Below are 25,132 nucleotides of genomic sequence, written 5' to 3'. Positions count from 1 at the left end.
CTTGGGGGTCAGAGCACCTTGCTGAGGAAGGCGCGGGTGCGGTCGTGTCTCGGCTGGTCGAGCACCTGCCGGGGCGGGCCGTGCTCGATGACCTGACCGGCGTCCATGAAGACCACGGTGTCGGCGACCTCGCGGGCCAAACCGATCTCGTGGGTCACGACGATCATGGTGGTGCCGCTGCGTGCGAGCGCCTTCATCACTTCCAGCACCTCGCCCACCAGCTCGGGGTCGAGTGCCGAGGTGGGCTCGTCGAACAGCACGACCTTGGGACGCAGCGCCAGGGCCCGGGCGATCGCGACGCGTTGCTGCTGTCCCCCGGACAGCTGCCGCGGATAGGCGCCGGCCTTGTCCGACAGGCCCACCTGCTCCAGCAGTTCGGCCGCCAGCGCCTCGGCCTCGTCGCGAGGGCGGCCCTGGGCCGAGATGGGAGCCTCGGTCACGTTCTCCCGGACGGTGAGATGGGGGAACAGGTGGAAGTTCTGGAAGACGAAGCCGATCTGGGTGCGCCGGCGCAGGATGTCGCGTTCCCGCAGCTCGTACAGCCGGTCGCCGGACCGCCGGTAGCCGACGAGCTCGCCGTCGATGGCGACGTAGCCGCAGTCGATCTTCTCCAGGTGGTTGATGCTGCGCAGCAGCGTCGACTTGCCCGACCCGGACGGACCGATGATCACCGTCACCTCGCCGGGCCGGACCGTCAGGTCCACCCCGCGCAGGACCTCCAGCGGGCCGTAGCTCTTGTGCACGCCGCGCACGTCGACCATGGGGGTGCTCATCGCCGCCCGCCTCCGTCCCAGGCCGGGCCCTGCCGCCGGGCGGCCCGCCGTACGGTGAGGATCCGGCGCGCCCGTTCCAGCGGCGTGGGCGGCAGGGTCCGCGCGAGGCCCCGGCCGAACCTGCGTTCCACGTGGTGCTGCACGACCGACAGCACCGTGGTGAGGACGAGATACCAGATCGCGGCCACCAGCAGCATCGCGATCACCCGGCCGTTGCGGTTGTAGATCACCTGGACCTGGTAGAAGAGCTCGGGCAGCGCCATGATGTAGACGACCGAGGTGCCCTTGACCAGGCCGATGATCTCGTTTCCGGCCGCCGGGACGATCGACCGCATGGCCTGCGGAAGCTGGATCCGGAAGATCTGCCTGGCCCTCGGGATGCCGAGCGCGGCGGCCGCCTCCAGCTGGCCAGGATCGACCGAGAGAAAGCCGCCCCGCACGATCTCCGCGGCGTACGCCGCCTGGTGCAGCGCCAGGCCGAGCGCGGCCGCCGTCACCGGCCCGATCAGGTCCATCGAGTCGACGGAGAAGAACGCGGGCCCGAACGGCACCCCGAACGAGATCTGCTTGTACAGGGCGGCGAGGTTGTACCAGAACAGCAGCTGCAGGATGAGCGGCACCGACCGGAACAGCCACACGTAGCCCCAGGCCGCCGACGCGAGCAGCGGGACGCGCGACAGCCGCATCAGCGCGAGCACGGTGCCCAGCAGGAAGCCGAGCACGATGCCGAGCGCGGTCAGCTCCACGGTGAACAGCACCGCGTGCAGCACCGAGGGGTGGAACAGGTAGGCGCCGACGACCGGCCAGTCCCAGGCCGGGTTGGTGACCAGTGCGTTGACCGCCATGGCCAGCAGCACCGCGACCAGCGCGCCGGCGATCCAGCGCCCGGGGTGACGTGCCTTGACGACGGTCAGGAGCCGGCGGACTCGGCCGCCGTCTCCTCCGGCACGGCGGGCGCGGTCATCGCGCCTCGGACGTCTGACATGCCCCCATCTTCAGCACACCTAAGTAATACCGTCAAGACCTACTTGTTTAGTAGGTTTTTATCTACGATACGTCGCAGGTGGACGAATGACAGGAGGTCCGATGCCGAAGGCATATGTGTTCACCCGATACGGAGGCCCGGAGGTCGAGGCGTTCGCGGACGTCGAACGGCCGGTGCCCGGTCCCGGGCAGGTGCTCGTGGCGGTGCGCGCCGCCGGAGTCAACCCCGTCGACTGGAAACAGCGCGACGGTCACCTCGCGCAGATCGTCCCGGTCGAGTTCCCGGCCGTGTTCGGCCGCGAAGTCTCCGGAGTGGTCGAGCAGGCGGGGGACGGCGTCGCCGAGTTCGCGGCCGGTGACGCGGTGTTCGGCAACACGCTCGCCGGCGGTTTCGCCGAGTATGCGCTGCTCCCCCGCGAGCTGACCGCGCGCAAGCCCGACGCCCTGTCGTTCACGGACGCGGCGACCCTGCCCGTGGCGGCCGCCACCGCCTACGACGGCGTACGCCCGCTCGGACTGCCGGCCGGCGCCACCCTGCTGATCACCGGCGTCGGCGGCGGGGTCGGAGTGGCGGCGGCGCAGATCGCCAGGCACACCGGCGTCACCGTGATCGGCACGGCCGGCGCTGGCAAGAAGGACTTCGTCGAGTCGCTCGGCGTCGTCCACGTCGAGCCGGGGCCCGGCGTGGCCGACCGGATCCGCACGGCCGCGCCGGACGGCGTCGACGCGATCTACGACCTGGTCGGCGGCGCCGCGCTGGAGGAGGCGGCCGAGGTGCTGAAGGACCGCTCGAAGCTGATCAGCGCGGCCGACGGGGAGACGGTCACGCGGCTCGGCGGCTCCCTCGTCCAGCGAGCCCGTGACAGGGCGGTGCTCGAAGCGGTGGCCGGCCTCGCCGCGAGCGGCGCCCTCCGGCCGTACGTCACGCGGACCTTCCCCCTCGCGCAGGCGCCCGAGGCCCTGCGCGCGGTGGAGGACGGCCACGCCCGCGGCAAGATCGTGATCGAGGTGGACGCGTGACCGGCGAGGTGTCCCGAGGGGAGCCGAAGTGAGCGACCGGCACCTCCTCGACAACCCCGCGTGGGCGTCGCTGACCGGCCCGCACGCGCGCTTCGCCGAACGGTGCGGCGGCGCGCTGCGCTACCCGGACGACGTGTCCCCGTTCTTCGCGCTGCCCGGCGAGCCCGGTCCCGCGGACTGGAACGACCTGGCCAAGCTCGCGGGGCCCGGCGCGACGGTCGCGGTCACCGGTGACGCCACTGCGGCGCCGGACGGGTTGCCGGACGGGTGGGAGGTGGTCGCGCACGGCGAGGGCGTGCAACTAACCGGCGACGACGTGGTCCCCGCACCCGACGACGAGGCGGTCCGCCTGCGGGCGGCCGACGTGCCGGAGATGCTCGACCTCGTCGCGCGCACGCAGCCGGGCCCGTTCCGGCCGCGCACCGTCGAGATGGGCACCTACCTGGGCATCCGCCGGGGCGGCGCGCTGGTCGCGATGGCCGGGGAGCGGCTGCACCCGCCCGGCTGGACGGAGATCAGCGCGGTCTGCACCGATCCGGCCTTCCGCCGCCAGGGCCTGGCGTCGCGGCTGGTCCTGGCCGTCGCCGCCGGCATCCGCGCCCGCGGCGAGACGCCGTTCCTGCACGCCGCCGCGAGCAACGTCTCCGCCATCCGGGTCTACGAGGCGCTCGGCTTCCGGCTCCGCCGGCGGACGACGTTCGCCACCGTACGCGTGCCCGCCGACGTGCCGGTCGCGTGAGACCGGCAGATCGGGCGACCGTTTCGAGACATCAGGAGTCCCCGTGACCAAGCAGATCCATCTCGCCGCGCACTTCCCCGGCGTGAACAACACCACGGTCTGGTCCGACCCCGCGTCGGGCAGTCAGATCGACTTCGACTCGTTCCGTCACCTGGCCCAGACGGCCGAACGCGGCAAGTTCGACTTCTTCTTCCTGGCCGAAGGGCTGCGGCTGCGCGAGGCGAAGGGACGCATCCACGACCTGGACGTCGTGGGACGCCCGGAGTCGCTCACCGTCCTTTCCGCCCTGGCCGCCGTCACCACCCACCTGGGGCTCGCCGCGACCGTCAACTCCACCTTCAACGAGCCGTACGAGGTGGCGCGACGGCTCGCCACGCTCGACCACCTGAGCGGCGGCCGGGCCGCGTGGAACGTGGTCACCAGCTTCGACGCCTTCACCGGGGAGAACTTCCGCCGGGGCGGCTTCCTCGCCGAGGCCGACCGGTACACCCGGGCGAAGGAGTTCCTGCAGACCGCCAGGGAGCTGTGGGACTCGTGGGCGACGGACGCGGTGGCCGCCGACGCGCGGTCGGGGCGGTTCCTGCGGCCCGGTGGCGTCACGCCGTTCCGGCACCAGGGCCGGCACTTCGACATCTCGGGGCTGTTCAACGTGCCGCGCGGCCCGCAGGGCCACCCCGTGATCATCCAGGCCGGCGACTCCGACGAGGGCCGCGAGTTCGCCGCGTCATCGGCCGACGTGATCTTCAGCAGGCACAGCAGGCTGGAGGAGGGCCGCGCCTTCTACCGTGACGTCAAACGCAGGCTCGCCGCGTACGGCAGGCGGCCCGAGGACCTCAAGATCCTCCCCGCCGTGACGTACGTGCTGGGCGACACCGAGGCCGAGGCCGCCGAGCGGGCCGTCGAGATCCGCCGCGCGCAGGTCGGCCCGCAGACGGCGCTCTACTTCCTGGAGGCCGTGTGGGGCCGCGACCTGTCGGGATACGACCCCGACGGCCCGCTGCCCGACGTCGAGCCGAACCTGGACGAGGGTGTGTCCAAGGGACACGCGGCGTTCCGCCGCGACCGCGGCGAGCTGGTGGCCAAGTGGCGTGCCCTCGCCGAGGAGAAGAACCTGTCGATCCGTGAGCTCGCCATCGAGGTCGCCGCGCCGCAGACCTTCATCGGCACGCCGCGGACGGTCGCCGACGAGATCGACCACTTCGTGCAGACCGACGCGGCCGACGGCTTCATCGTCGTCCCCCACCTGACCCCGGGCGGGCTGGACGACCTGGTCGACAAGGTCGTCCCCCTGTTGCAGGAGAAGGGCGTGTTCCGGGCCGACTACACCGGGCCCACCCTCCGCGACCACCTCGGCCTCGCCCCCCGCACTCCGAACCGCATCGAGGAGACCTCATGACCCTGCATCTCGCCGTCGCGCTGGACGGGGCGGGCTGGCACCCGGCCGCCTGGCGGGCCGAAGGCGCGCGGCCCGACCGGCTGTTCACCCCCGGATACTGGGCCGAGCTCGTCGCGGAGGCGGAGCGCGGCCTGCTCGACTTCGTCACCTTCGAAGACGCGCTCGGCCTGCAGTCCTCCCGCCTCGACGAGCCCGACGGCCGCCTCGACCAGGTGCGCGGGCGGCTCGACGCGGTGCTGATCGCCTCGCGGGTGGCCCCGCTGTCCTCGCGGATCGGCCTCGTGCCGACCACGAGCACGACCCACACCGAGCCGTTCCACGTCGCGATCGGCATCGCCTCGCTCGACCACATCAGCCGTGGCAGGGCCGGCTGGCGGCCCCAGATCTCCGGCCGTCCCGACCATGTGGCGCACTTCGGCCGCCGTCCTCCGTTCCCGCCGCAGGACTACTCCCCCGACCGGGATCCCGTCTTCGCCGGGCACGTGCGGACCCTGTTCGCCGAGGCCACCGACGCGGTCGAGGTCGTCCGCCGCCTGTGGGACAGCTGGGAGGACGACGCCGAGATCCGCGACGTGGCGACCGGCCGCTTCGTCGACCGCGACAAGCTCCACTACATCGACTTCCGCGGCGAGTTTTTCAGCGTCAAGGGCCCCTCGATCACGCCGCGCTCCCCGCAGGGCCAGCCGCTGGTCACCTCCCTGGCCCACGACAGGCTGCCGTACGAGTTCGCGGCCCGGTCCTCCGACGTCGTGTACGTCACGCCGCGCGACCGGGAGGACGCGGCGGCGATCGTCGGGAGCGTCCGGGCGGCGGAGGCGGCGGTGGGACGCACCGAGCCGCCGCTGCGGATCTTCGCGGATCTCGTGGTCTTCCTCGACGCCCACGACGCGGCCGGGCGCAGGGCCCGGCTGGACGACCTCGACGGCGCGGCGTTCGAGTCGGACGCCCACGTCTTCACCGGCACCCCCGAGGAGCTCGCCCGGCTGCTGCTGGAGTGGCGGGAGGCGGGGCTGGAGGGCTTCCGGCTCAGGCCGGGCGTGCTGCCGCACGACCTGACGGCGATCACCCGTGGCCTGGTGCCCGCCCTGCAGAACGCGGGCGCGTTCCGGTCGGCGTACGACACGGTGGACCTGCGCGGGCGGCTCGGCCTGGCCCGTCCCGCCAGCCGCTACGCGGCCTGAAGACGCGGCCTGAGATCGTGTGCGGGGCGAGGCGGCCGGGCTCGCCCCGCACAGCATCGTTATCCGGTCACCCGCTCATCCGGGGAGCAGGGGAGCCGGGGCACGGCCGCCAGCAACTCCCGGGTGTACGGATGCCGGGGGTGACGGAAGACCTCGTCCACGTCGCCCTCCTCCACAACACGGCCGTCCTTCATCACCAGGACGCGGTCGCTCAGGTGGCGGACGACGCCCAGGTCGTGGGAGATGAACAGCAGCGCCGTCCCGTCCTCGGCCTGGATCTCGGCCAGCAGGTCGAGCACCTGGGCCTGGACGGACACGTCGAGCGCGGAGACGGGCTCGTCGCAGATCAGCACCTCGGGCCGGGACGCGAGCGCGCGGGCGATGGCCACGCGCTGCCGCTGTCCGCCGGACAGCTCGCGCGGACGCCGGCCGAGCAGCTCGGGCGGCAGCCCGACGCGGCCCAGCAGTTCGATCGCGCGCTCCCGGCGCTGCCGCCGCGGCAGCGCGGAGAGCGGGTCGGCTACCAGGCGGCCCACCGTGTGACGCGGGTCGAAGGAGTCGAGCGGGTTCTGCGCGATCACCTGGATCGCGGGGCGGAGGGGGCGCCGCCGCCGCTCGGGCAGGGCGCTCCACGGGCCTCCCCGCAGGCTCACCTCTCCCGCGTCGGGCGCGAGCAGGCCGAGGGCCAGCCGTGCGAGGGTCGTCTTGCCCGACCCCGACTCGCCGACGACGCCGAGCGTCTCACCCGCGTGCAGCCGGAAGGAGACCCCGTCCACGGCCCTGCGCGAGCCGTACGCGACCGACACCCCCGTGACGGCGAGCACGGGATCGCGCGGGGCCGGGGTGGGGGACAGGGTGCCGGTCGGGCGGCGGGATCCGGCGGACATGGAGGGCACGGCGGCGAGGAGCTCCCGCGTGTAGTCGTGCCGCGGAGTCGTCAGCACCTCCCGTGCCGGGCCCTCCTCGACCACCAAGCCGTCCTTCATGACCAGGACGCGGTCGGCGATGGCGGCCACCACGGCGAGGTCGTGGCTGATCATCAGCAGCGCCGTCCCGGCCGCCTTCCGCTCCGCGAGCAGCCGCAGGATCTGCGCCTGCACGGTCACGTCGAGGGCGGTCGTGGGCTCGTCCGCGATGATCAGCTCGGGCTCGGCGGCGATGGCGGAGGCGATCAGGGCCCGTTGCCGCAGCCCGCCGGAGAGCTGGTGCGGGTGCTGCCCCGCGCGCGCGTCGGGATCCGGGACGCCCACAGCCGCCAGCAGCGCGCGTACGCGCTCCGGCCGGGCCGGGCGGGGCACCACGTCATGCTCGGCCAGCACCTCGGTGATCTCGGCCCCCACGGTGCGCAGCGGGTCGAGCGAGACCAGGGCGTCCTGGAGGACCAGCCCGGCGAACCGGCCGCGCACCCGGCGCCACTCGCGCGGGCCGAAGGTGAGCGCGTCTCCGCCGCCGACGCGGAAGGCGGACGCCCGCACCGTCGCGCCCGGGCCCGCCAGGCCGATGAGCGAGCGGGCGGTCACGCTCTTGCCCGACCCCGACTCGCCGACCAGGGCGACGCACTCCCCCGGCGCGATCGACAGTGACAGCCCGCGTACGGCCTCGACGCCGGAGGCGGGAAACGAGACGCGCAGGTCCTCCACCGCGACGAGCGGCGCGGCGCCGGCGGCGGCGGGATGGGCGCGGGTGACCGCGAGCTCTGTCATGGTGTCCTTCCCTCGAAACGCCGCTGAAGATGCCGTCCGGCGACCGTCAGGCACACGACCGACAGGGTGAGGGCCACCCCCGGGGAGAAGGCCACCCACGAGGCGACCCGCAGGTAGTCCCGCGACTCGGCCAGCATGGTGCCCCACTCCGGGGCGGGCGGCTGGGGTCCCATGCCGAGGAAGCTGAGGCCGGATGTCGCGATGACGGCCTGGCCGAGCCCGATCGTCGCCAGCACGGGGACGGGTCCGACGACGTTGGGCAGCACGTGCCGGGCGACGACCCGGGCCCGCGAGTGACCGAAGGTCACGGCCTGCTCGACGTATCCGGAGCGGCGCACGACGAACGTCTGCGCCCGGACGACCCGCGCGTACGTGGGGATCTGGGCGATCCCGATCGCGACGACGACGTTCCAGGTGCCGGGGCCGGTGATCGCGATCACGAGGAGCGCGAGCAGCAGCTCGGGGAAGGTCGACAGCACGTCGAACAGGCGGGCCAGCGCCTCACCGGCGAGGCGGGCCGCCAGCCCGGCGGCCAGGCCGAGCAGCGAGCCCGCGCCCACCGCGAGCGCGGTGGCGAGGGCCCCGATGCCGAGCGAGTGGCGGGCGCCGTACACGACGCGGGCGAACACGTCCCGGCCGAGGTGGTCGGTGCCGAGCGGATGGCCCGCGCCGGGCGGGGCCAGCGCCCGCAGCGGGTCGGCCGCCAGCGGGTCGACCCGGGTGATCAGGCCCGGGGCCGCCACGGCCACGACCAGGACGGCCAGGACGAGCAACGCGAGGACGAGGCCGGGGCGCACGCGGGCGCCGGCCCGTGCGGCGGATCGGGCGGCGGATCGGGCGACGGGGGCGGCGACGGCCATCACGCGCTCCTGAGCCGGGGGTCGATGAGCCGATAGGCGAGGTCGAGCAGGGCGCTGATCGTCACGTACACCGCCGCCGACAGGATGACGACGGCCATCACGACCGGCATGTCCTTGCCGGTGACGGCCTGCATGGTCACCCGGCCGAGCCCCGGGCGGCCGAAGAGCGCCTCGGTGATGACGGCCCCGCCGAGCAGGACACCGGTGAACCAGCCGGCGAGGGTGACGGCGGGCAGCAGCGCGTGCCGCAGCGCGTGCCGGGCCACCACGGCACGCTCACTGAGGCCGCGCGAGCGCGCCGTCACCGCGAACGGCTGCTCAAGCGCGCGTTCCAGGCCCTCCCTGAGCACCTGTCCGAGCACGCCGGCGACGGGCAGGCCGAGCGCCAGCGCGGGAAGGACGAGCGCCTGCGGATCGGCCGCGCCCGAGACGGGAAACCAGCCGAGCGAGAACGAGAACACGAACAGCAGCACGATGCCGATCACGAACTGCGGCACCGACACCGCCACCAGCTCGGCGGCGGAGACGATCCGGCGCGGCCACACCGACCTGCCCGCCGTCGCCACCGCCACGGCGACCGCCAGCACCACGCCGACCGCGGCGGCCGCCAGGGTCAGCCGCACCGTCGGGCCCACCTGCCCGGCCAGGATCTCGCCGACGTCGCGTTGCAACTGGTAGGAACGGCCGAGGTCGCCGTGCAGCAGCCGGCCGAGATAGCTCAGATAGCGCACGGCCTCGGGCCGGTCCAGGCCCCACTCGGCGACGATCTGCGCGCGGATCTCCGGCGTGTCGGCGCCGTCGCCCACGAGGATGTCGACGGTGTCCCCGGGCGCCAGCAGCAGGGCCGCGTACGCGGTGGTGGCGGCCGCCCACAGCACGGCCACCGCCGTGACGAGCCTGCGCACCGGCGTGCCCAGCCAGGCGGGCACCCGCAGGCCCGCAAGCCCCCGCCCCGCCGGGGGCCGCCGGGCCGGCAGCGCCGCCGTCATGCGGCGATCCGCACGTCGTAGACGCCGCGCGGCGTGCCGGAGACGGGGTCGAAGCCGAGGCCCTGCACGTTCCTGCTCGCCGCGATCTGGTCGGAGGGCACGTAGATGGGGAAGACGATCGCCTCGTCGGCCACCACCTTGTGCTGGACCTTGGCGTACAGGGCCTTCCGCTCGGCGGTGTCGGAGCTCGCCGTCGCGCCGGCGAGCCACGTGTCGAGGGCGGCGTCCGCGAAGTGGGTGCGGTTGATGGCCCCGCCCTTCGGCAGGATGAGGTTGAGCGCGGCCCCGGCGTCGGAGTCGCCGCGCGAGTTCTCGAAGACCTCGAACGCGTCGTCCTCGTACGCCTTCTGCGCCGTGCCCTGGTCCACGATCCTCACCTGGAAGTCGATGCCCGCCGTCTGCTTGAGCCGGGCCTGGATCGCCTGGGCCAGGATGTCCCTGCGGTCGCGGACGTACGGCGCCGCGGCCACCGAGCGGACCGTCAGCCGCTTGCCGTCCTTGGTGCGGTAGCCCTCGGCGTCGCGCTGGGTCCAGCCCGCCGCGTCGAGCAGCGCGTTCGCCTTGGCGGCGTCCCCGCCGTACGTCTTCTCCAGGGACGGGTCGTAGAAGGGGCTGGTGTCGGCGACGACGCTCCAGGCCCGCTTGGCGGTGCCCTGGTAGACGGACGCCAGCACGGTGTCGAGGTCGACGGCCTCCCGGAACGCCTGCCGCACGCGCCTGTCGTCGAAGGGCGGGTGGGAGGTGTTGAAGTAGTAGGAGAACGCCGTGCCGGAGTTGAGCGCCGACTGGAAGGACAGCGAGGGATCGCTCTTGACCGTCTGGATGTCGGTGGCCGGGACGCCCTCGACGACCTGGACCTGTCCGGAGGTGAGCGCGCCGATGCGGACGGCCGCCTGTGGCAGGAAGCGGTAGGTGACCTCCGACAGGTACGCCGGTCCCTGGTGGGCGCTGCCCTGCGGCGGCCAGTTGTAGCGGGGGTTGCGCGTGTAGTGGACCTCCTGGCCCCGCACATAGCGGTCGAGGACGAACGGGCCGGTCCCGACCACGTCCGGCCCGCCGGCCTTGAGGTCCTCGGCCTCCTTGAGGGACTTCGGGGACACCTGCCCGGCGAGCGGCGAGGAGAGGAAGTCGAGGAACAGCCCGTCCGGCTCCTTCAGTGTGATCTTCAGGGTGGTCGGCGAGACCACCTCGGCCTTGTCGAAGGCGTGCAGCTGGATGGCGGCGACCGTCGGGTTGTAGCCGGGCTCGCGCAGCTTGTCGAAATTCGCCTTGACCGCCGCCGCGTCGAACTTCGTGCCGTCCTGGAAGGTGACGTCGTCGCGCAGCTCCAGGGTGTAGGTGCGGCCGTCGTCCGAGACCTTCCACGACCGGGCGAGCCAGGGAACGAACGACCCGTCCTCCCCGCGCGCGACCAGCGCGTCGAACTGGTTGAACACCAGCAGCCTGGCCTTGTTCTGCCCCCACTGGTGGGGGTTGAACGTGATGGGCTCCGTCTCGACCGCCCACGTCAGAGCGGTGCCGCCGGTCTGCGCGGCCGGTGTCTGCGAGCCGCACGCGGCCAGGGCCGCGACGAGGATGAAGGGCAGCGCGCCCCTGATGGCCTTCACCGTGCTCCTCCTGCCGTGCCGGTCTGCCATGCCTCCGCGAGCAGTTCGTAGGAGCGCACCCGGTCGGCGTGCCCGTGCGTGATCGTGGTGACCAGCAGCTCGTCGGCGCCCGTGACCCGCTGGAGCACGCGCAGCCGTTCCACGACCGTCTCCGGCGAGCCCGCGAACTGGGTGTCCACCCGGTCGGCCACGAGTGCCCTGTCGGCCTCGCTCCAGACGTGCGCGTCCGCCTCCTCGGGCGTCGGATAGGGAATCGCCCCCTGGCCCGTGCGGATGGCGCGCACCCACAGGCCGTACGGTCTGGCCAGTTGCCTGGCCGTCGTGTCGTCCTCGGCCACGACCACGTCCGCCGAGACGACGACGTACGGCTCGGACAGCACCTTGGACGGGGTGAACGCCCCCCGGTAGGCCTCCACGGCCTCCAGCACGGACGCCGGGCTGACGTGGTAGTTGGCGGCGAACGGAAGCCCCCGCTCCCCCGCCACCTTCGCGCTCTGCCCGCCGCTGCTGCCGAGGATCCACAGCTCCACCTCGGCGCCCTCACCCGGCACGGCGTGCACCGCGATCCCGTCGGACGACCGGTAGGTGCCCTCCAGGAAGGCGACGACCTCGTCGACCTGCTCGGCGAAGTCGGGGGTCCGTGCGCCCGGCTGCTGCAGCAGCGCGGCCTGGACGGCGAGCTGCGGCAGGCGGGCCAGCTCGGCGAAGGAGAACGCGGGCGGGATCAGCAGCCCGTCCACCACGCGCGGCTCACGCGGCGCTGAGGCCGCTGAGGCTTCAGGGGCCTGGGCGGCCTCCGCCACGACCTCGGCCCTGCGCTGCCCGGAACGGCCCAGCCCGAGGTCGATGCGGCCGGGATGGAGCGCGTCGACGAGACCGAACTGTTCGACCACCGCGATCGGCGTCTGGTGGCCGAGCTGCACCGCGCCCGAGCCCACCCTGATGTGGTTCGTCGCGGCCGCGATGAGGCCGATGAGCACCGCCGGGGCCGAGCTCGCGACGCCGGCCGCGAAGTGGTGCTCGGCCACCCAGTAGCGGAGATACCCGAGCCGCTCGGCGTGCCGGGCGAGGTCGATGCTGTTGCGCAACGCGTCTCCCGCGCCGCTGCCGGACGGGATCGGGGCCAGGTCGAGGATCGACAGGGGAACCGGCCGCGCCGTGCTCTCCTGTGCTGTCTGCTGGGGGAGGCTCATGCCGGTGCTCCGGTGCTCGTGAGGGTGCTCGTGAGGGGGGTGTTCTGGGGGAACGGCCGGCTCGGGATCTCCTTGCGCAACACGGGAGCGATGTCGCTCTGGAACAGCTCAAGCGCCTCCCGGTGCTGCGCGCGGGTCAGGCCGTCGCCGTCCGCGCTGATGTGCACGACCTCGTGGCCGAGCCGCGCGTGATAGCGCAGGACCTTGTCGATGATCTGCTGGGGGCTGCCCACGAGGATCGAGCCGCGCTCGATGGCGTCTTCCAGCGAGTGGAAGACCGGCTCCACGCCCGCCTTGCGGAACAACGCGACCCGGGCGTCGTAGATCGGGCGATAGGTGGCGATCGCCTCCTGCGAGGTGCGCGCCGTGTAGAAGCCGGCGCTGCCCGCGCCCACCAGCGCGTCGGCCGGGTCGTGCCCGTAGTGCGCCCACCGTTCGCGGTAGTGGTCGACCAGCTCGGCGTACGGCTCGATGGGGTTGGTGACGTTCGCCGAGAACAGCGGGTCGCCATAGCGGGCGGCCAGGTCGACCGAGTCCTTGCTGGTGGCGCTGCCGTGCCAGACCCGGATGGGCCGCTGCAGGGGGCGCGGCCAGGTCTCCGCGTCCGTGAGGGACGGCCGGAACCGGCCCTCCCAGGTGACCCTGTCCTCCCGCCAGAGCCTGCGGAACAGTTCGTACGCCTCCCGGTTGCGGTCCCACTGGTCCTCGGGCGTGACGTGGAAGAGCCGCGCCTGGGCCGACCCGTTCCCCTTGCCGATCATCAGTTCCAGCCGGCCGCCCGACAGGTGGTCGAGCGTCGCGTAGTCCTCGTACGCCCGCACGGGGTCGAGCAGGCTGAGCGTGGTGACCGCGGTGAACAGCCGGATGCGGGAGGTCAGGGCGGCGATGTGGCTGAGCACGACCGGCGGCGACGAGGAGATGAAGGGCCGCTCGTGCCGCTCTCCCACCCCGAAGCCGTCGAAGCCCAGCTCCTCGGCGAGCAGGGCGCTGTCCACGACGTCGCGGAACCGTTCGGTGGTGGATTCGGTCTCGCCGGTCAGCGGGTCGGGCCCGTGCGCGATGAGGGTGATGGCGAGGAATTTCACGAGTCGCATACCTCCCAGGGGGCTTTACCTACTAACTATGTAGGAAAAGCATGCTTTGTCAACGGTTGACATGGGCGGTGGCAGGATGCTTGCGGTAGTGGTCATGGCGGTCACGGTGCGCGGGGCGACGCCCGCCGGATCGCGGGAGAGCCGGAGGAGGCCGATGAGCCTGAGCAACCATCGCATCGCCGTGCTCGTGCTGGAGGGCGCGAAACCGCTCGACGTCGGCATCCCGGCGCAGGTGTTCTCCAACCGGCCGAGCATGCCGTACGAGGTGCGGGTGTGCGGCGCCGCGCCCGGGCTGGTGACCGGCGGCGACGGCCTCTCCTATCACGTGGCCGAGGGCCTCGACGCCTTCGAGGAGGCCGACACCATATTCATCCCCGGCTACCGGGAGCCCGCGACCACGGAACCGCCGGCCGCGGTCGTCGGCGCGCTCATGGCCGCCCGCGAACGCGGCACCCGGCTCGCGGCCATCTCGACAGGGGCGTTCGCCCTGGCGGCGACGGGCCTGCTCGACGGCAAGCGGGCGACGACCCACTGGCACTACACGAAGGCCCTCGCCGCCAGGCATCCGCTCGTACGAGTGGACGAGAACGTGCTGTTCGTGGACGAGGGCGACGTGCTGACGTCGGCGGGCGCGGCGTCCGGCATCGACCTGTGCCTCCACCTGGTGCGGCGCGACCACGGCGTCGGGCTGTCCAACCACGTCGCGAGACGGCTGGTGGCCGCGCCCTACCGCAGCGGCGGCCAGGCGCAGTACGTGCCCCGCAGCGTCCCCGAGCCGCTCGGCGACCTGTTCGCGAACACGCGCGAGTGGGCCCTGGCGCACCTGTCGGAACGGCTGACCCTGGAGACCCTCGCCCGTCACGCGCGAGTGTCGCCGCGCACCTTCTCCCGGCGGTTCGTGGAGGACACCGGCTACACGCCGATGCAGTGGGTGCTCAGGGCACGCGTGGACCTGGCGCGCGAGCTGCTCGAACGCACCGACCTGGGCGTGGAGCAGATCGCCGACCGGGTCGGGCTCGGCACCGGCGCCAACCTGCGCCTGCACTTCCAGCGCATCCTCGGCACCTCCCCCACCGAGTATCGCCACACCTTCTCCGCCTGACGCCCTGACGGCAGGTGGCGAGATCCCTGGCGAGATCCTTGCGGGCGATGGCGAAACTCTTGGCTGGATCCTTGCGCGTGCTGTCTTTCGAGCCACTGTCGGCTCGGCATCCGGCTACCGATCATGGAGCGCGGAACGAAAGGAACGCCCATGACTCGCATCGCCGTCAACGGATTCGGCCGCATCGGACGCAACACCCTCCGCGCCCTGCTCGAACGTGACAGCGACCTCGAAGTGGTCGCCGTCAACGACCTCACCGCCCCCGAGACCCTCGCGCACCTGCTGAAGTACGACAGCGCGCTCGGCCGGCTCGGCCACTCCGTCGAGGTGGACGGCGCCGCGCTCGTGGTCGGCGGCCGCCGCATCGCGGTGCTCGCCGAACGCGAGCCCTCCAAGCTGCCCTGGTCGGAGTTCGGCGTGGACATCGTGCTGGAGTCCACCGGCCGCTTCACCAAGGCGGACGCGGCCCGCGCGCACATCGACGCGGGCGCCCGGCGCGTGCTGGTGAGCGCCCCCGCCGAGGGCGCCGACGTCACGCTCGCCTACGGCGTGAACACCGAGGCGTACGACCCCGCCCGGCATGTGGTCGTCTCGAACGCCTCGTGCACCACGAACGCGCTGGCTCCGCTGGCGTCGGTGCTGGACGACCTGGCCGGCATCGAGCACGGCTTCATGACCACGGTGCACGCCTACACCCAGGAGCAGAACCTCCAGGACGGCCCGCACCGCGACCTGCGCCGCGCCCGCGCGGCCGGCGTGAACATCGTGCCCACCACCACGGGGGCCGCCAAGGCCATCGGCCTGGTGCTGCCGAACCTCGACGGCAAGCTGTCGGGCGACTCGATCCGCGTGCCGGTCCCGGTGGGCTCGATCGTGGAGCTGAACACCGCCGTCGCGCGGGAGGTCACCCGCGACGAGGTGCTCGCGGCCTACCGCGCCGCCGCCGGCGGCAGGCTCAAGGGCATCCTCGACTACGCGGACGAGCCGCTGGTCTCCAGCGACATCACCGGACAGCCGGCGTCGGCGATCTTCGACGCCGCACTCACCCGCATCGAGGGCAGGCACGTCAAGGTCGTGGCCTGGTACGACAACGAGTGGGGCTTCTCCAACCGGGTCGTCGACACGCTGGAGCTGCTCGCCCGCGCCTGAGCGGCTCACGTCGTGCGGTGATGCTCCCGCCCGGTGCGCCACTCGACCAGCAGCACCGTGGCGTCGTCCTGCAACCGGCCGCGCTGGTAGACGAGGATCGACTGGATCAGGCGGCGCAGCGACTCCGGGGCGGAGACGCCGTCGAACTCGCGCCGGATGACGAAGTCGGCGAAGCGCTCCAGCCCGAACCGCTCCCCGTCCGGGGTCTGCGCCTCGACGATGCCGTCGGTGTAGAACAGCAGCCGGTCGCCGGGCTCCAGCCGGCGGCGCGCGAGCACGGCGGTCGGGCCCAGGCGCAGGCCCATCGGCGTGTCCGGCGGGGTCTCCAGCACGCAGGCCACCCGCCCCCGCCGCAGGACGAGCGGCGGCGGGTGCCCCCGGTTCACCCAGGTCAGCCATCCGGTGCGGAGATCCAGGGTCGGCCAGCACCGCGGTGGCGAAACGTGCGGCGCCGAACTCCCAGGCGATCGCCTCGTCGATCGCGTCGCTGACTTCGAGCAGCCCGGCCCGGCGCCTGCGGCGGTTGTTGCGGTAGGCGCTCAGGGCGATGGCCGCGGTCAGCCCGGCGGAGGTGTCGTGCCCCATCGCGTCGAAGATCCCGAGGTGGAGGGTGGCGCCGTCGAGGGCGTAGTCGAAGGCGTCCCCGCCGACGCGGTAGGCCGGCTCCAGCGCCGCGCTCACCGCCACCGTGCCGGTCGCGAAGCTCCTCATGGGCAGCAGCGTCCACAGCATCTCGGCCGACAGGTGCATCTCCTCGGTGCGCATCAGCCGCGCGAAGGTGTCGCTGTAGGTCCGCTTGCTCACCACCAGCAGCGCGACGAGCCCGCCCAGCTCGGTCGCGATCCGCTCGGTGGCCGCGTCGACCACGGGCACGGTCACGCTGAGCACCCCGACCCGTTCCGCGCCGTTCAGCATCGGCACCCACAGCCGCCGCGGCCCCTCGCTGCCGAGCGGTTCCGCGGCTTCGGCGACGTACGGGTCGGCGGCGGGGCGCACCTGGACGATCTCCAGGTTGCGGTAGGCGCGCCCCGCCAGGGTCGTGTCGATGGCGAGGCGGTTCAGCGGCTCGCCGTACGCGTCGCTCTGCCCCGGCAGCGGCACGAGATACAGCGGCCGCAGGCTGGCCACGTAGATCATGACCTCGGTGAAGCCGAGCGGCCTGACATGCTCGATGACGAACGACGCCAGGTCGTCCAGGGGCGTCAGGTGGTGATCGCGCACCAGACCGCCCCAGATGCGCCCGGTGTCAGGGCACTCGTTCACCTACCGCCCCCGCTGCCCGTCCTGCGGCATGTTCCCGACGCTACCCCGCCCGCTTCACGTACGCATGACCGGTCTCGCTGGTGCTGACCATGGCCTCAGGGCCCATGGCGATCGCGCTCTGGACGCTGCGGGGAGACTTCTCGCTCGCCTGGTGGATACCGAACCTCTGTCTCATGCTCTTCCCCGTTCCCGCGATCGTCCGCTTGACGAGGCGCCCCATTCGTCAGTGCTGAACATCGTGACGTGGGGTTTTACCCGTTTTATGGGAGACTGAGCGGCTGTGACCCCCGTGCTCGACCTCGCCGGAATCTTCGTATTCGCCCTGTCCGGCGCGCTGGAGGGCGTACGCAAGCGGTTCGATGCGGTCGGCATCGCGGTGCTCGCGTTCTTCACGGCCGTCGGCGGCGGCATCGTGCGCGACCTGTTCATCGGTGTGCAGCCCGCCGCGCTGCGCGACACGGCCTATCTCCTCGTGCCGATCGCGGCCGCCGTCATCGCGTTCTTCTGGCATCGCCAGCTCGAACGGGCGATGCCCGGGGTGCTGGTCTTCGACGCGGCGGGCCTCGGGCTGTTCTGCGCGGTCGGGACGTCCAAGGCGTTGCACTACGGCCTCGCGCCGATGCACGCCGTGTTCCTCGGGGTCTGCACGGCGGTCGGCGGCGGCGTCATCAGGGATGTCCTGTCCGGAGAGAAGCCGACCCTGCTCTACGACCGGGAGCTCTACGCGGTGCCGGCCATGCTCGGCTCGACGATGATGGCCGTGCTCTACGCGCTGGACGTGCGGGGGTTCACCGCCATCCTGTCCTCGGCGGTGGTCGCCTTCGCGTTCCGCATCCTCGCCATGCGGTATCGCTGGCGTGCGCCCCTGGCCTGGGGCCTCGGCGGGAGGGAGTAGCGATGGGTGACGTACGGGTGGAGGTCGAGGGGCCGATCACCACGATCTGGATGGACCGGCCCGACCGGCGCAACGCCGTCGACCGGGCCATGGCCGGGGAACTGCGGGCGGCGTTCGAGGAGTTCGAGGCCGACGAGGACCGGCGGGTGGCGATCCTGGCCGGCAGCGGCGGCACCTTCTGCGCGGGCGCCGACCTGACCGCGGTCGGGGACCCCGAGCGGCGCAACGAGCTCGACCCCGAGGGAGGCGGCGGCGGCCCGATGGGGCCGACCCGGACGCACCTGAGCAAACCGCTGATCGCCGCGATCAGCGGATACGCCGTCGCGGGCGGTCTGGAGCTGGCGCTGCTGGCCGACCTGCGCGTTGTCGAGTCCGACGCGGTGCTGGGGGTGTTCTGCCGCCGCTGGGGGGTGCCGCTCATCGACGGCGGCACGGTCCGGCTGCCGCGGATCGTCGGTCTCGGACGCGCCCTCGACATGATCCTCACCGGCCGCCCGGTGCACGCCGAGGAAGCCCTCGCGATCGGGCTGGCCAACCGGGTCGTCGAGCCGGGCCGGGCGGTCGAGGCGGCCCGTGAGCTGGCCGGGCAGATCGCGGCGTTCCCCTTCGCATGCGTCCTGGCCGACCGGGCCTCCACGTACGCCGCCCTCGACCTGCCCCTGGCCGAGGCGTTGCGCGCCGAAGGGACGGCGGGCGTCCCGATCGTGGAGCGCGAGGGCGTGGCCGGCGCGGCCCGCTTCGCCGCCGGCGCAGGCCGTCACGGCGTCCCCGAACCCGGCGCGTCGTGACGTGAAAGGGCCTGGACTCCGTCGTCGAGGTCGCCTCCGCCACCGTGGTGGCCTGGCAGTTCTCCGCAGCCGGCCACCAGGCGCGGGAGAAGCGTTCTTCGGGCTGGCCGCCTATGTCGCCGTCGACGCCGTACGCGCCCTCCTCGGCTCCGGCGAGGCCGAGCACTCCACGCCCAGGAAGGCCGCGAAGCCTGGCGTGGGGACGCCTGCTGCGCCGGTCCCGCCCGCGCGCCGTCCCCCTCGTCCGGCCGGTGCGGTGACCCGTGCTGCTCCCCCGCCCAGGACGACTCCCGCTGATCCGACGCCATCCCGCGTACGCGCGGTCGCCCGCTCAGCAAGGGCTTGCAACCGATACCCAGGTACAGGCTTACCGTCGGAGGCATGACCCAGGACATCGCCCCCGAATGGGGATGGGCTCCCTCAGCGTGCACCCTGCCGACTGCCGAGCGGCCACTGCGGGTGGCCGAGTTCGACGCCTTGTTCGCCGAGGCGGTCCAGGCGGTGCGACGCCCCGGGCGTGAGGTGCTGCGGCTGGAGCTGGCCTTCAGCCCGGAGCACGCGGCCCGGGCGGCCGAGCTGACCGCGCGGGAGACCGGCTGCTGCTCCTTCTTCGCCTTCACCCTGACCATCGCCGACGGCGGCCTGACGCTGGAGGTGGCGGTGCCCCCGGCGCACGCCGAGGTGCTGGACGCGCTCCAGGCCCGCGCCGCCGCGTCGGCCGCACCCCCGCCTGCCGTACAGGGATCTGCCGCATCGCGAGGCTCGGCGTGAGTCAGGATCTCGACGGCCCCTACCTGCGCAGCGGGCAAGTGGCCAGGCAGGCCGGCGTCAACCTGCAGACATTGCGTTACTACGAGCGCCGCGGGCTGATCGCCGAACCGGCGCGCAGCCCCGGCGGGCACCGCGCCTACCCGCCGGAGACCGTCACCCTGCTGACCGTTATCAAGGCCGCCCAGCGGCTCGGCTTCACCCTGGACGAGGTCGCCGAACTGATCGACACCGGCCGGCGCGGTCACCCCACCCCCGACCTGCGCGCCCGCGCCCAGGCCAAGATCGCCGAGGTGGACGCGCGCATCGCCGACCTCACCACCATCCGCACCGCGCTCACCCAGGTGGTCACCGCGGGCTGCGACAGCCTGACGAACTGCACCTGTCCCGACTGCCCGCTGCCGTACGCCGACCTGGCCACCGACCTCACCACTGGCCGCACCACCGGGCGCGCTCCCGGCCGCGCTCCCGAGGAGGTCCGACCGTCGTGAGCACCCACCCCGAGCGTCGGAGCCCCGTCCGCCGCCTGCCGGGCGGTGACGGTCCGCCCCTGCGAAGCAAGGTCGCCGCCACTCTGGCGGTGCTCACGTGCGCGGCCTGCTGCGCCCTGCCGGTGCTGATCGGCGCCGGACTGCTCACCGGCGCCGGTGCCGCGCTGGCAGAACAGACGCTGCCGGCCGTGGCCGGAGTGCTGATCGCCGCCGCGGCGAGCTTTTGGTGGCTGCACCGCCGACGCGCCTCTCGCGCGAGCTCCCCCTGCGGGTGCGGCGGGAGCGGTTGCGGATGCTGAGCGCCCGAACCGCGACCTGATCTGTGGCCCGGTCTATGGCCCGGTCTATGGCCCGATCTGTGGCGCGCAGGCTGCCCCGGCGGCGCGTCGTCCGTTGCCATGCGCTGTACTACCGGCCATGACGGTCGTCCGCTCCCTGCTGCTCTTCGTCCTGGCCGCCCTCGCCGAGATCGGCGGAGCATGGCTGGTCTGGCAAGGCGTACGCGAGCATCGTGGCCTGCTGTGGGTCGGCGGTGGCGTGATCGCGCTGGGCCTGTACGGCCTGGTCGCCACGTTCCAGCCGGACGCGAACTTCGGCCGGATCCTCGCGGCCTACGGCGGCGTCTTCGTCGCCGGCTCCCTGGCGTGGGGCATGCTCGTCGACGGGTTCCGGCCCGACCGCTGGGACGTCATCGGCGCGCTCGTCTGCCTCGCCGGTGTACTGGTCATCATGTACGCACCACGCGGCTGACCAGGCACCGCCGACCTGGTCGTGCTGTTCACACCGTGTCGACGCGACGGCCGAGGGCGGCTCGGCGCCCGCCGCCGGAATCCCGTTTACGTAGTCCGCCCGCGTACCCCAAGCCCCTGATTGCGGGTGGTCACAGCGAAATCGCGGCGAGAACGAGGGCCGCACCCGCTACATCCAGGGGCGAGACTGTCACAGCCCTCAGCGCAAAGCAGCCGATCAACGGAGGTTGCTCCTGGTATTGCGGCGGCTGGTATTGCAGCGGCGTACTTCACCACGGCCGGCACCTCCCACGCGCGGGAGGTCACCGAGCGCCTGGTCATCTGCCTGCTGACCGCCAAGACCCACATCGCCAGGGCCCTCGCAGCCCTCATCTGTGATCCCAAGAGATTCTTAGTTGATCTTGCATCGTCCTCGGAGAGACGAGAAAATTGATACAAGTTTTCGAATCGCTGGATGGAGGTGTGATGGATCTGTTCGACATCGATCCCGAGCGCCTTCGTCATTCGAACGATGGCGACGGTGAGTGGTGGGACCGTCTGATCGCCAATTCCCCCTTGTGGTCGTCCGACGGCTCGTCCGCCCGCGAGCCCTTCCCGATCATCGGCTTCGAGCCGCCGCAGCATGCGAGCCAGAGCGGGAGCACATCCGCGAGCAACGGTGCGCCCGATAGTGGGAGCACAGCCGGCCCGGGCGCGGACACCGCTGGCAGGCTTGCCGACGGCGCAGAGGCCGACAGCGCGGATACCGCCCGTGGGACTGCCTCTGGTGCAGACGGCGCTGGCGCGGATGCCGCGCGTGGGGATGCCGCGCGTGGGGATGCCGCGCGTGGGGATGCCGCGCGTGGGGATGCCGCGCGTGGGGATGCCGAGGGTGCTGGTGCTTCTGACCCGAATGCCGCCCGTAGGGATGCTGATGGTGCCGACGCTGCTGGCGCGGGTGGCGCTGGTGCGGGTGCTTCCGGTGTGGGTGGTCGTGGTCGCGGCCGTGTGCGGTCGTCGTGGGTGGTGGTGGGGTGTGTTCGTGAGGTGGCGCAAGAGCTGGCGCTGGCGCCGCTTCCCGACGATGTGGACACTTGTCTGGCTGAGGCGGAGGAGTTGCTGTTCGCCCGGGATCGGATCACGTGCGCCCTGGCCGACCGGGTGGGCCGGGTCCATCGTGCAGGTCAGGCCAAGCAGCATGGGCATGCCTCCACCAGGTCGTGGTTGCGTACCGCCGCCGGGATGACGGTGGGGGGTGCGGGCCGCCTGCTCACGTTGGGGGCTGAGCTGCCGCGCCTCCCTCAGGTGCGGGAGAAGTTCGCCGTGGGTGAGTTGGCGGCGGGGGTGGTGGAGGCCATCTGCGCCGCTGTCGCCGGGCTGACCGATGAGCAGGCCTCACTGGCGGAGCCGATCCTGGTGGAGCTGGCGGGCAAAGCCGGTGCGGCGGAGGTGGCCAAAGCCGGCCGCCATCTACGGGCGGTGCTCGACCCCGACGGCGAAGAGCGCGATGAGCAGGCCGATTACGGGCGGCGGTTCCTGCGGGTCCGGCCCGGTAAGGGCGGCGGCGTGGAAGGGGAGTTCTACATTCCCCGTGAACCCGGCGCCCGCCTGATGACCCTGTTGCAGGAGTACGCCAAGAAGAAGGCCGACGGTGATGACCGCACGCTGACGGAGCGCCAAGCGGACGCCCTCATCGCCGCGCTGGAGCAGCAGATCGTCACCGAACTCCTCGTCGTGGTCAGCGCCGAATCCCTCCCCACCGACCCCGTCGCTGACCCGGCCACCGAAGACCCGGACGAAGACCCCGCCGACGACCCCGCCGACGACCCCGCCGACGACCCCGCCGATCCCGCTCCCGCCGAAGCCGACGACACCCGCGACTACGCCCCCGGCTGTGCCGGAAGCGCCGACGACCCGAGCCAGGCTGACGACACCGTCTCCGGCACGATGGGCGACCCCGGTGCTGCGGGCGGCATCGACGCCCCCGAGGTCGCGGACGGGCGCGACATTGCCGAGGCCAAGGCAGGTGCCGGTGCGGGGAGCGCCGACGGCGCGAGCGAGGAAGCCGCCGCCGACCCCTGCGCCGATGCCTGCGATATCCCAGAGGCCGACGTCAGTGGTGTGGACGCGGCCGAGGCGGCCCCCGCCACCGCCCCCGCCACCGACCTCGCCCCTGCCCGTGGTTCCGTCGACGCCGCGGCCGGACTTGCCGATGAGGAGTCTCGCGACTGCGGAGTCGGTGAGCGCAGGGCCGGTGAGCGCAGGGCCGGTGAGCGCAGGGCCGGTGAGCGCAGGGCCGGTGAGCGCAGGGCCGGCGAGCAGCGGCCCGGCGAGTGCAAGCCGCGCGACACCGCAAGCACCGCCTCTGTCGAGGGCGACCACACCGCGAACGCCGCCTCCACCGAGGGCGATGAGACTGCGAGCACTGCCTCTGCCGAGGGCGACGAGACCGCGGCCGTAGAGGGCGATGGCTGCGATCGCGGCGCGGCCCGCTCTGGAGCAACCCACATCCGGCGGGGCGCGTCAGCATGGCCTGCCGACGGTGGCAGGCATTCGGACACAGCGCCTTCGCACACAGCGCCTTGGGGCGCGACGGCTTCGGGCGCGACAGGTTCGGACGCGACAGGTTCGGACGCGACAGGTTCGGACGCGACAGGTTCGGACGCACCGCCATCACAGGCAGCGCCTTCGGAGGCGACCCGGCCGGATCCTCCTCCCGAGGACGCCTCCGCACCTCACACCCACGCCGGGTCTCGGCCTGCGGGGGACGGCCGGCATGGCCAGGGCATACCGGGATTGCTGGGGACGGCACTGGGTGGGTCGCTGGGGGCGTCGTTGGGGGCGTCGTTGGGGGCGTCGCTGGGGATGGTGCCGGGGTTGCTGCTGGCGACCGGGCAGGTGCTGCCCGTCTCCAGCGTGCACCGCCTCGCCCGCACCAGCACGTTGGTGCGGATCGTCATGAACGCCGACGGACAGGTCCTCGATATGGGCCGCAAGGTCCGCCTGGCCACCCCCGCCCAACGACGGGCCATCTACGCCCGCTACGCCACCTGCTGGATCGACGGCTGCCCCCTGCCCGCGACCATGTGCCAGATCGACCACGCCGACAACTGGAGCACCGGCGGCCTCACCGACCTGAAACTGCTCGGCCCGGCCTGCCAGTTCCACAACCGCGACCGCTACCAGCACCCCGAGCGCTACACCCGCCGCAAAGAAGGCAAAGACCGCTGGGCCTTCACCTACCACCGCCTCGGAAGAGCCCGACGACTACACGAGTGAGGGAGGCGCGACGCGCGGACAGGCCCGGGCGGCTGCGGGAATGACCACCAGGGCCAAGGGCCCACACGAGGACCGACGCGAGGGTCGCCCGCGCGCGATCCGCTGGGCTCCACAGTGCTCACAGCGCTTCACGGTGCGCTGCAGTGCTTCACGGTGCTCCGGCGGGATCGAGGGAGCGGAGCGGAAGGGAGCGAGGACCGCAGCGAAGGCCCAGCGGAGCGGGCTTCGCGAGGACCGGAGTTTCCTTCTGGCGCAGTGACCGGGGTCCACGATCTGTCCCGCGCATAACTGCCTACGGAACGGGATCACGGTCTGTCCCGCGCATAACTACCGCTGGCTACCGCCATGAACCGGGTCCAAGGTCCGTTGCACCCACTCGCGGCCAGGGCTCGGCCGTGATAGCGCCCACGCGGCCGCCGTTGACGCCGATCTCCGCGCGCCCAGCAGATGCCGCTGCTTCCGGACGTGCAGGAGTTTCAGAACGCTGCGATCTGGTCGACGGCGCGTTCGCGGCGGGACAGGGCGCGGATCAGCGGGAGGCAACCGTGGCGGGCCACGGCGATGCGGGTCAGGCAGGTGGTGACCGCGTCGGCGGCTTCGACGGGCACCGGTGGTGTGGGGATCTCCAGGCTGACCGCCAGGTCGTCGAGGTGGACGACGAGTTCCACGAGCCGGGTCAGCAGGCACTGGTCGAGCGGGAGCACATGGGCGAAGACGCCGACAGGCCGGTCGGGCGGCAGGGCCGGCAGCAACGATGTGAGCCGGGCGCGGGCGGCGTCGAACTCCTCGACCAAGGCGACGGGCCCGTCAGCCGCCTCCTGCTCGCCCAGCTCGCGGATCCGGCGCGGCACCGCATCGTCCAGATCCGGCGTGGGCCTGGCACCGGCCAGGAAGTACGCGACGGCGTCGATGGGTGTCCCGTCGGGCTGCGGCGGCTCAGCCACCCAGCGCTCGACGTTGAAGACGGCTCGGGCAAGATGACCGGCCAGTCCGCTGACCCGGAACCGGGCCAGCGCGCTTGGCCGCTCCCAGCGTTCGGTCAGCGCCGGAGCGTGCAGCAGCCCGGATACGACCTCGGCCGTGTCGAGAAACGCGGAGATCACGCCAGAAGGGTAAACGCGGTTTCACGC

General features: G+C 72.6%; 26 protein-coding genes and 1 pseudogene. 15 read left to right on the top strand and 12 right to left on the bottom strand.

From position 1 onward, the window contains the following. Positions 1–8: 8 nt before the first annotated feature. A complete protein-coding gene (locus tag FLX08_RS17925; protein WP_142620016.1) occupies positions 9–773 on the bottom strand; it encodes an amino acid ABC transporter ATP-binding protein in 765 nt (254 codons plus the stop codon). Next, on the bottom strand, positions 770–1,630 hold the full coding sequence (locus tag FLX08_RS17920; protein ID WP_244312720.1) for an amino acid ABC transporter permease: 861 nt from the start codon (positions 1,628–1,630) through the stop codon (positions 770–772). The genes FLX08_RS17925 and FLX08_RS17920 overlap by 4 nt, the downstream gene beginning before the upstream one ends. Before the next feature lie 229 nt (positions 1,631–1,859). Between FLX08_RS17920 and FLX08_RS17915 the strand changes: the two genes are divergently transcribed. From FLX08_RS17915 to FLX08_RS17900, 4 genes are read left to right on the top strand one after another with little or no spacing between them, the layout of a single operon-like run. Continuing rightward, a complete protein-coding gene (locus tag FLX08_RS17915) occupies positions 1,860–2,777 on the top strand; it encodes an NADP-dependent oxidoreductase (RefSeq protein WP_142620015.1) in 918 nt (305 codons plus the stop codon). A 28-nt stretch (positions 2,778–2,805) separates the two neighbouring features. Further along, entirely contained in the window at positions 2,806–3,516 is a 711-nt protein-coding gene (locus tag FLX08_RS17910) for a GNAT family N-acetyltransferase (protein WP_142620014.1), read from the top strand. Between the two features lie 43 nt (positions 3,517–3,559). Further along, on the top strand, positions 3,560–4,912 hold the full coding sequence (locus FLX08_RS17905; protein WP_142620013.1) for an NtaA/DmoA family FMN-dependent monooxygenase: 1,353 nt from the start codon (positions 3,560–3,562) through the stop codon (positions 4,910–4,912). Beyond that, a complete protein-coding gene (locus FLX08_RS17900) occupies positions 4,909–6,093 on the top strand; it encodes an LLM class flavin-dependent oxidoreductase (protein WP_142620012.1) in 1,185 nt (394 codons plus the stop codon). The genes FLX08_RS17905 and FLX08_RS17900 overlap by 4 nt, the downstream gene beginning before the upstream one ends. A gap of 59 nt (positions 6,094–6,152) precedes the next feature. Here the strand turns inward: FLX08_RS17900 and FLX08_RS17895 are convergent, their stop codons facing one another. Genes FLX08_RS17895 through FLX08_RS17870 form a run of 6 tightly spaced genes read right to left on the bottom strand, consistent with a single transcriptional unit; the run spans position 6,153 to position 13,539 of the window. Beyond that, complete coding sequence (locus FLX08_RS17895) at positions 6,153–7,796, bottom strand: dipeptide ABC transporter ATP-binding protein (RefSeq protein ID WP_142620011.1); 1,644 nt, start codon at positions 7,794–7,796, stop codon at positions 6,153–6,155. Beyond that, positions 7,793–8,656: an ABC transporter permease gene (locus FLX08_RS17890; protein ID WP_142620010.1), complete on the bottom strand. Its 864-nt coding sequence runs from the start codon at positions 8,654–8,656 to the stop codon at positions 7,793–7,795. The genes FLX08_RS17895 and FLX08_RS17890 overlap by 4 nt, the downstream gene beginning before the upstream one ends. After that, entirely contained in the window at positions 8,656–9,645 is a 990-nt protein-coding gene (locus FLX08_RS17885) for an ABC transporter permease (RefSeq protein ID WP_142620009.1), read from the bottom strand. Before FLX08_RS17885 ends, FLX08_RS17890 begins: the two co-directional genes overlap by 1 nt. Beyond that, positions 9,642–11,252 (bottom strand): ABC transporter substrate-binding protein, encoded by a 1,611-nt coding sequence (locus FLX08_RS17880; protein ID WP_244312719.1) that lies wholly within the window; start codon positions 11,250–11,252, stop codon positions 9,642–9,644. Before FLX08_RS17880 ends, FLX08_RS17885 begins: the two co-directional genes overlap by 4 nt. Beyond that, positions 11,249–12,445: an LLM class flavin-dependent oxidoreductase gene (locus FLX08_RS17875; RefSeq protein WP_142620007.1), complete on the bottom strand. Its 1,197-nt coding sequence runs from the start codon at positions 12,443–12,445 to the stop codon at positions 11,249–11,251. Before FLX08_RS17875 ends, FLX08_RS17880 begins: the two co-directional genes overlap by 4 nt. Next, the gene (locus FLX08_RS17870) at positions 12,442–13,539 is read right to left on the bottom strand and encodes an LLM class flavin-dependent oxidoreductase (protein WP_244312718.1); all 1,098 of its coding nucleotides are present in this window, start codon (positions 13,537–13,539) and stop codon (positions 12,442–12,444) included. The genes FLX08_RS17875 and FLX08_RS17870 overlap by 4 nt, the downstream gene beginning before the upstream one ends. Before the next feature lie 154 nt (positions 13,540–13,693). On the opposite strand from FLX08_RS17870, the gene FLX08_RS17865 reads away from it, so the two are divergent. After that, positions 13,694–14,641 carry a GlxA family transcriptional regulator gene (locus FLX08_RS17865; protein WP_142620006.1) on the top strand — a complete coding sequence of 316 codons (948 nt, stop codon included), beginning with the start codon at positions 13,694–13,696 and terminating at the stop codon, positions 14,639–14,641. A 150-nt stretch (positions 14,642–14,791) separates the two neighbouring features. Next, a complete protein-coding gene (gap, locus tag FLX08_RS17860) occupies positions 14,792–15,790 on the top strand; it encodes a type I glyceraldehyde-3-phosphate dehydrogenase (RefSeq protein ID WP_142620005.1) in 999 nt (332 codons plus the stop codon). A 5-nt stretch (positions 15,791–15,795) separates the two neighbouring features. Here gap and FLX08_RS42140 read toward each other — a convergent pair whose 3' ends face one another. Both FLX08_RS42140 and FLX08_RS42955 read right to left on the bottom strand, forming a co-directional pair. Beyond that, positions 15,796–16,176, bottom strand: coding sequence for a PP2C family protein-serine/threonine phosphatase (locus tag FLX08_RS42140; protein ID WP_280117113.1), 381 nt, complete (start codon positions 16,174–16,176; stop codon positions 15,796–15,798). Positions 16,177–16,267: 91 nt separating this feature from the next. Further along, positions 16,268–16,375: pseudogene (locus FLX08_RS42955) on the bottom strand (hypothetical protein); the annotation flags it as partial. Positions 16,376–16,586: 211 nt separating this feature from the next. On the opposite strand from FLX08_RS42955, the gene FLX08_RS42135 reads away from it, so the two are divergent. Further along, on the top strand, positions 16,587–16,811 hold the full coding sequence (locus FLX08_RS42135; protein ID WP_244312729.1) for a hypothetical protein: 225 nt from the start codon (positions 16,587–16,589) through the stop codon (positions 16,809–16,811). A gap of 282 nt (positions 16,812–17,093) precedes the next feature. Here FLX08_RS42135 and FLX08_RS42950 read toward each other — a convergent pair whose 3' ends face one another. Next, entirely contained in the window at positions 17,094–17,228 is a 135-nt protein-coding gene (locus tag FLX08_RS42950) for a hypothetical protein (protein WP_280117112.1), read from the bottom strand. Between FLX08_RS42950 and FLX08_RS43405 the strand changes: the two genes are divergently transcribed. From FLX08_RS43405 to FLX08_RS17815, 8 genes are all read left to right on the top strand, one after another. Then, positions 17,179–17,286 carry a DUF5360 family protein gene (locus tag FLX08_RS43405; RefSeq protein WP_425280629.1) on the top strand — a complete coding sequence of 36 codons (108 nt, stop codon included), beginning with the start codon at positions 17,179–17,181 and terminating at the stop codon, positions 17,284–17,286. The genes FLX08_RS42950 and FLX08_RS43405 overlap by 50 nt on opposite strands. A gap of 47 nt (positions 17,287–17,333) precedes the next feature. Then, entirely contained in the window at positions 17,334–17,948 is a 615-nt protein-coding gene (locus tag FLX08_RS17850) for a trimeric intracellular cation channel family protein (RefSeq protein ID WP_142620004.1), read from the top strand. Between the two features lie 2 nt (positions 17,949–17,950). Then, entirely contained in the window at positions 17,951–18,736 is a 786-nt protein-coding gene (locus tag FLX08_RS17845) for a crotonase/enoyl-CoA hydratase family protein (protein ID WP_142620003.1), read from the top strand. Positions 18,737–19,117: 381 nt separating this feature from the next. Next, positions 19,118–19,507 (top strand): hypothetical protein, encoded by a 390-nt coding sequence (locus FLX08_RS17835; RefSeq protein ID WP_142620002.1) that lies wholly within the window; start codon positions 19,118–19,120, stop codon positions 19,505–19,507. Next, entirely contained in the window at positions 19,504–19,995 is a 492-nt protein-coding gene (locus FLX08_RS17830) for a MerR family transcriptional regulator (protein ID WP_142620001.1), read from the top strand. The genes FLX08_RS17835 and FLX08_RS17830 overlap by 4 nt, the downstream gene beginning before the upstream one ends. Continuing rightward, a complete protein-coding gene (locus tag FLX08_RS17825) occupies positions 19,992–20,294 on the top strand; it encodes a hypothetical protein (protein ID WP_142620000.1) in 303 nt (100 codons plus the stop codon). Before FLX08_RS17830 ends, FLX08_RS17825 begins: the two co-directional genes overlap by 4 nt. A 118-nt stretch (positions 20,295–20,412) precedes the next feature. Beyond that, positions 20,413–20,745, top strand: coding sequence for a YnfA family protein (locus FLX08_RS17820; protein WP_142619999.1), 333 nt, complete (start codon positions 20,413–20,415; stop codon positions 20,743–20,745). Between the two features lie 1,025 nt (positions 20,746–21,770). Then, positions 21,771–24,002 carry a DUF222 domain-containing protein gene (locus FLX08_RS17815; protein WP_167530471.1) on the top strand — a complete coding sequence of 744 codons (2,232 nt, stop codon included), beginning with the start codon at positions 21,771–21,773 and terminating at the stop codon, positions 24,000–24,002. Between the two features lie 476 nt (positions 24,003–24,478). Here the strand turns inward: FLX08_RS17815 and FLX08_RS17810 are convergent, their stop codons facing one another. Continuing rightward, positions 24,479–25,105 carry a maleylpyruvate isomerase N-terminal domain-containing protein gene (locus tag FLX08_RS17810; RefSeq protein WP_142619997.1) on the bottom strand — a complete coding sequence of 209 codons (627 nt, stop codon included), beginning with the start codon at positions 25,103–25,105 and terminating at the stop codon, positions 24,479–24,481. Positions 25,106–25,132: the final 27 nt, after the last annotated feature.

The sequence above is a fragment of the Microbispora hainanensis genome (assembly GCF_006874475.1).
Lineage (GTDB): Bacteria > Actinomycetota > Actinomycetes > Streptosporangiales > Streptosporangiaceae > Microbispora > Microbispora hainanensis.
Note: the sequence above shows the minus strand (reverse complement) of the source record. Positions and strands in the feature narration are given on the sequence as shown.

What these genes read in the sequence shown, in the direction of transcription:
- gap (WP_142620005.1), top strand. Translation starts at nt 14,792, where the DNA reads ATGACTCGCATCGCCGTCAACGGATTCGGCCGCATCGGACGCAACACC.
- FLX08_RS17895 (WP_142620011.1), bottom strand. Translation starts at nt 7,796, where the DNA reads ATGACAGAGCTCGCGGTCACCCGCGCCCATCCCGCCGCCGCCGGCGCC.
- FLX08_RS42950 (WP_280117112.1), bottom strand. Translation starts at nt 17,228, where the DNA reads ATGAGACAGAGGTTCGGTATCCACCAGGCGAGCGAGAAGTCTCCCCGC.
- FLX08_RS17870 (WP_244312718.1), bottom strand. Translation starts at nt 13,539, where the DNA reads ATGCGACTCGTGAAATTCCTCGCCATCACCCTCATCGCGCACGGGCCC.
- FLX08_RS17875 (WP_142620007.1), bottom strand. Translation starts at nt 12,445, where the DNA reads ATGAGCCTCCCCCAGCAGACAGCACAGGAGAGCACGGCGCGGCCGGTT.
- FLX08_RS17820 (WP_142619999.1), top strand. Translation starts at nt 20,413, where the DNA reads ATGACGGTCGTCCGCTCCCTGCTGCTCTTCGTCCTGGCCGCCCTCGCC.
- FLX08_RS17885 (WP_142620009.1), bottom strand. Translation starts at nt 9,645, where the DNA reads ATGACGGCGGCGCTGCCGGCCCGGCGGCCCCCGGCGGGGCGGGGGCTT.
- FLX08_RS17900 (WP_142620012.1), top strand. Translation starts at nt 4,909, where the DNA reads ATGACCCTGCATCTCGCCGTCGCGCTGGACGGGGCGGGCTGGCACCCG.
- FLX08_RS17925 (WP_142620016.1), bottom strand. Translation starts at nt 773, where the DNA reads ATGAGCACCCCCATGGTCGACGTGCGCGGCGTGCACAAGAGCTACGGC.
- FLX08_RS17890 (WP_142620010.1), bottom strand. Translation starts at nt 8,656, where the DNA reads ATGGCCGTCGCCGCCCCCGTCGCCCGATCCGCCGCCCGATCCGCCGCA.
- FLX08_RS17915 (WP_142620015.1), top strand. Translation starts at nt 1,860, where the DNA reads ATGCCGAAGGCATATGTGTTCACCCGATACGGAGGCCCGGAGGTCGAG.
- FLX08_RS17835 (WP_142620002.1), top strand. Translation starts at nt 19,118, where the DNA reads ATGACCCAGGACATCGCCCCCGAATGGGGATGGGCTCCCTCAGCGTGC.
- FLX08_RS17845 (WP_142620003.1), top strand. Translation starts at nt 17,951, where the DNA reads ATGGGTGACGTACGGGTGGAGGTCGAGGGGCCGATCACCACGATCTGG.
- FLX08_RS17865 (WP_142620006.1), top strand. Translation starts at nt 13,694, where the DNA reads ATGAGCCTGAGCAACCATCGCATCGCCGTGCTCGTGCTGGAGGGCGCG.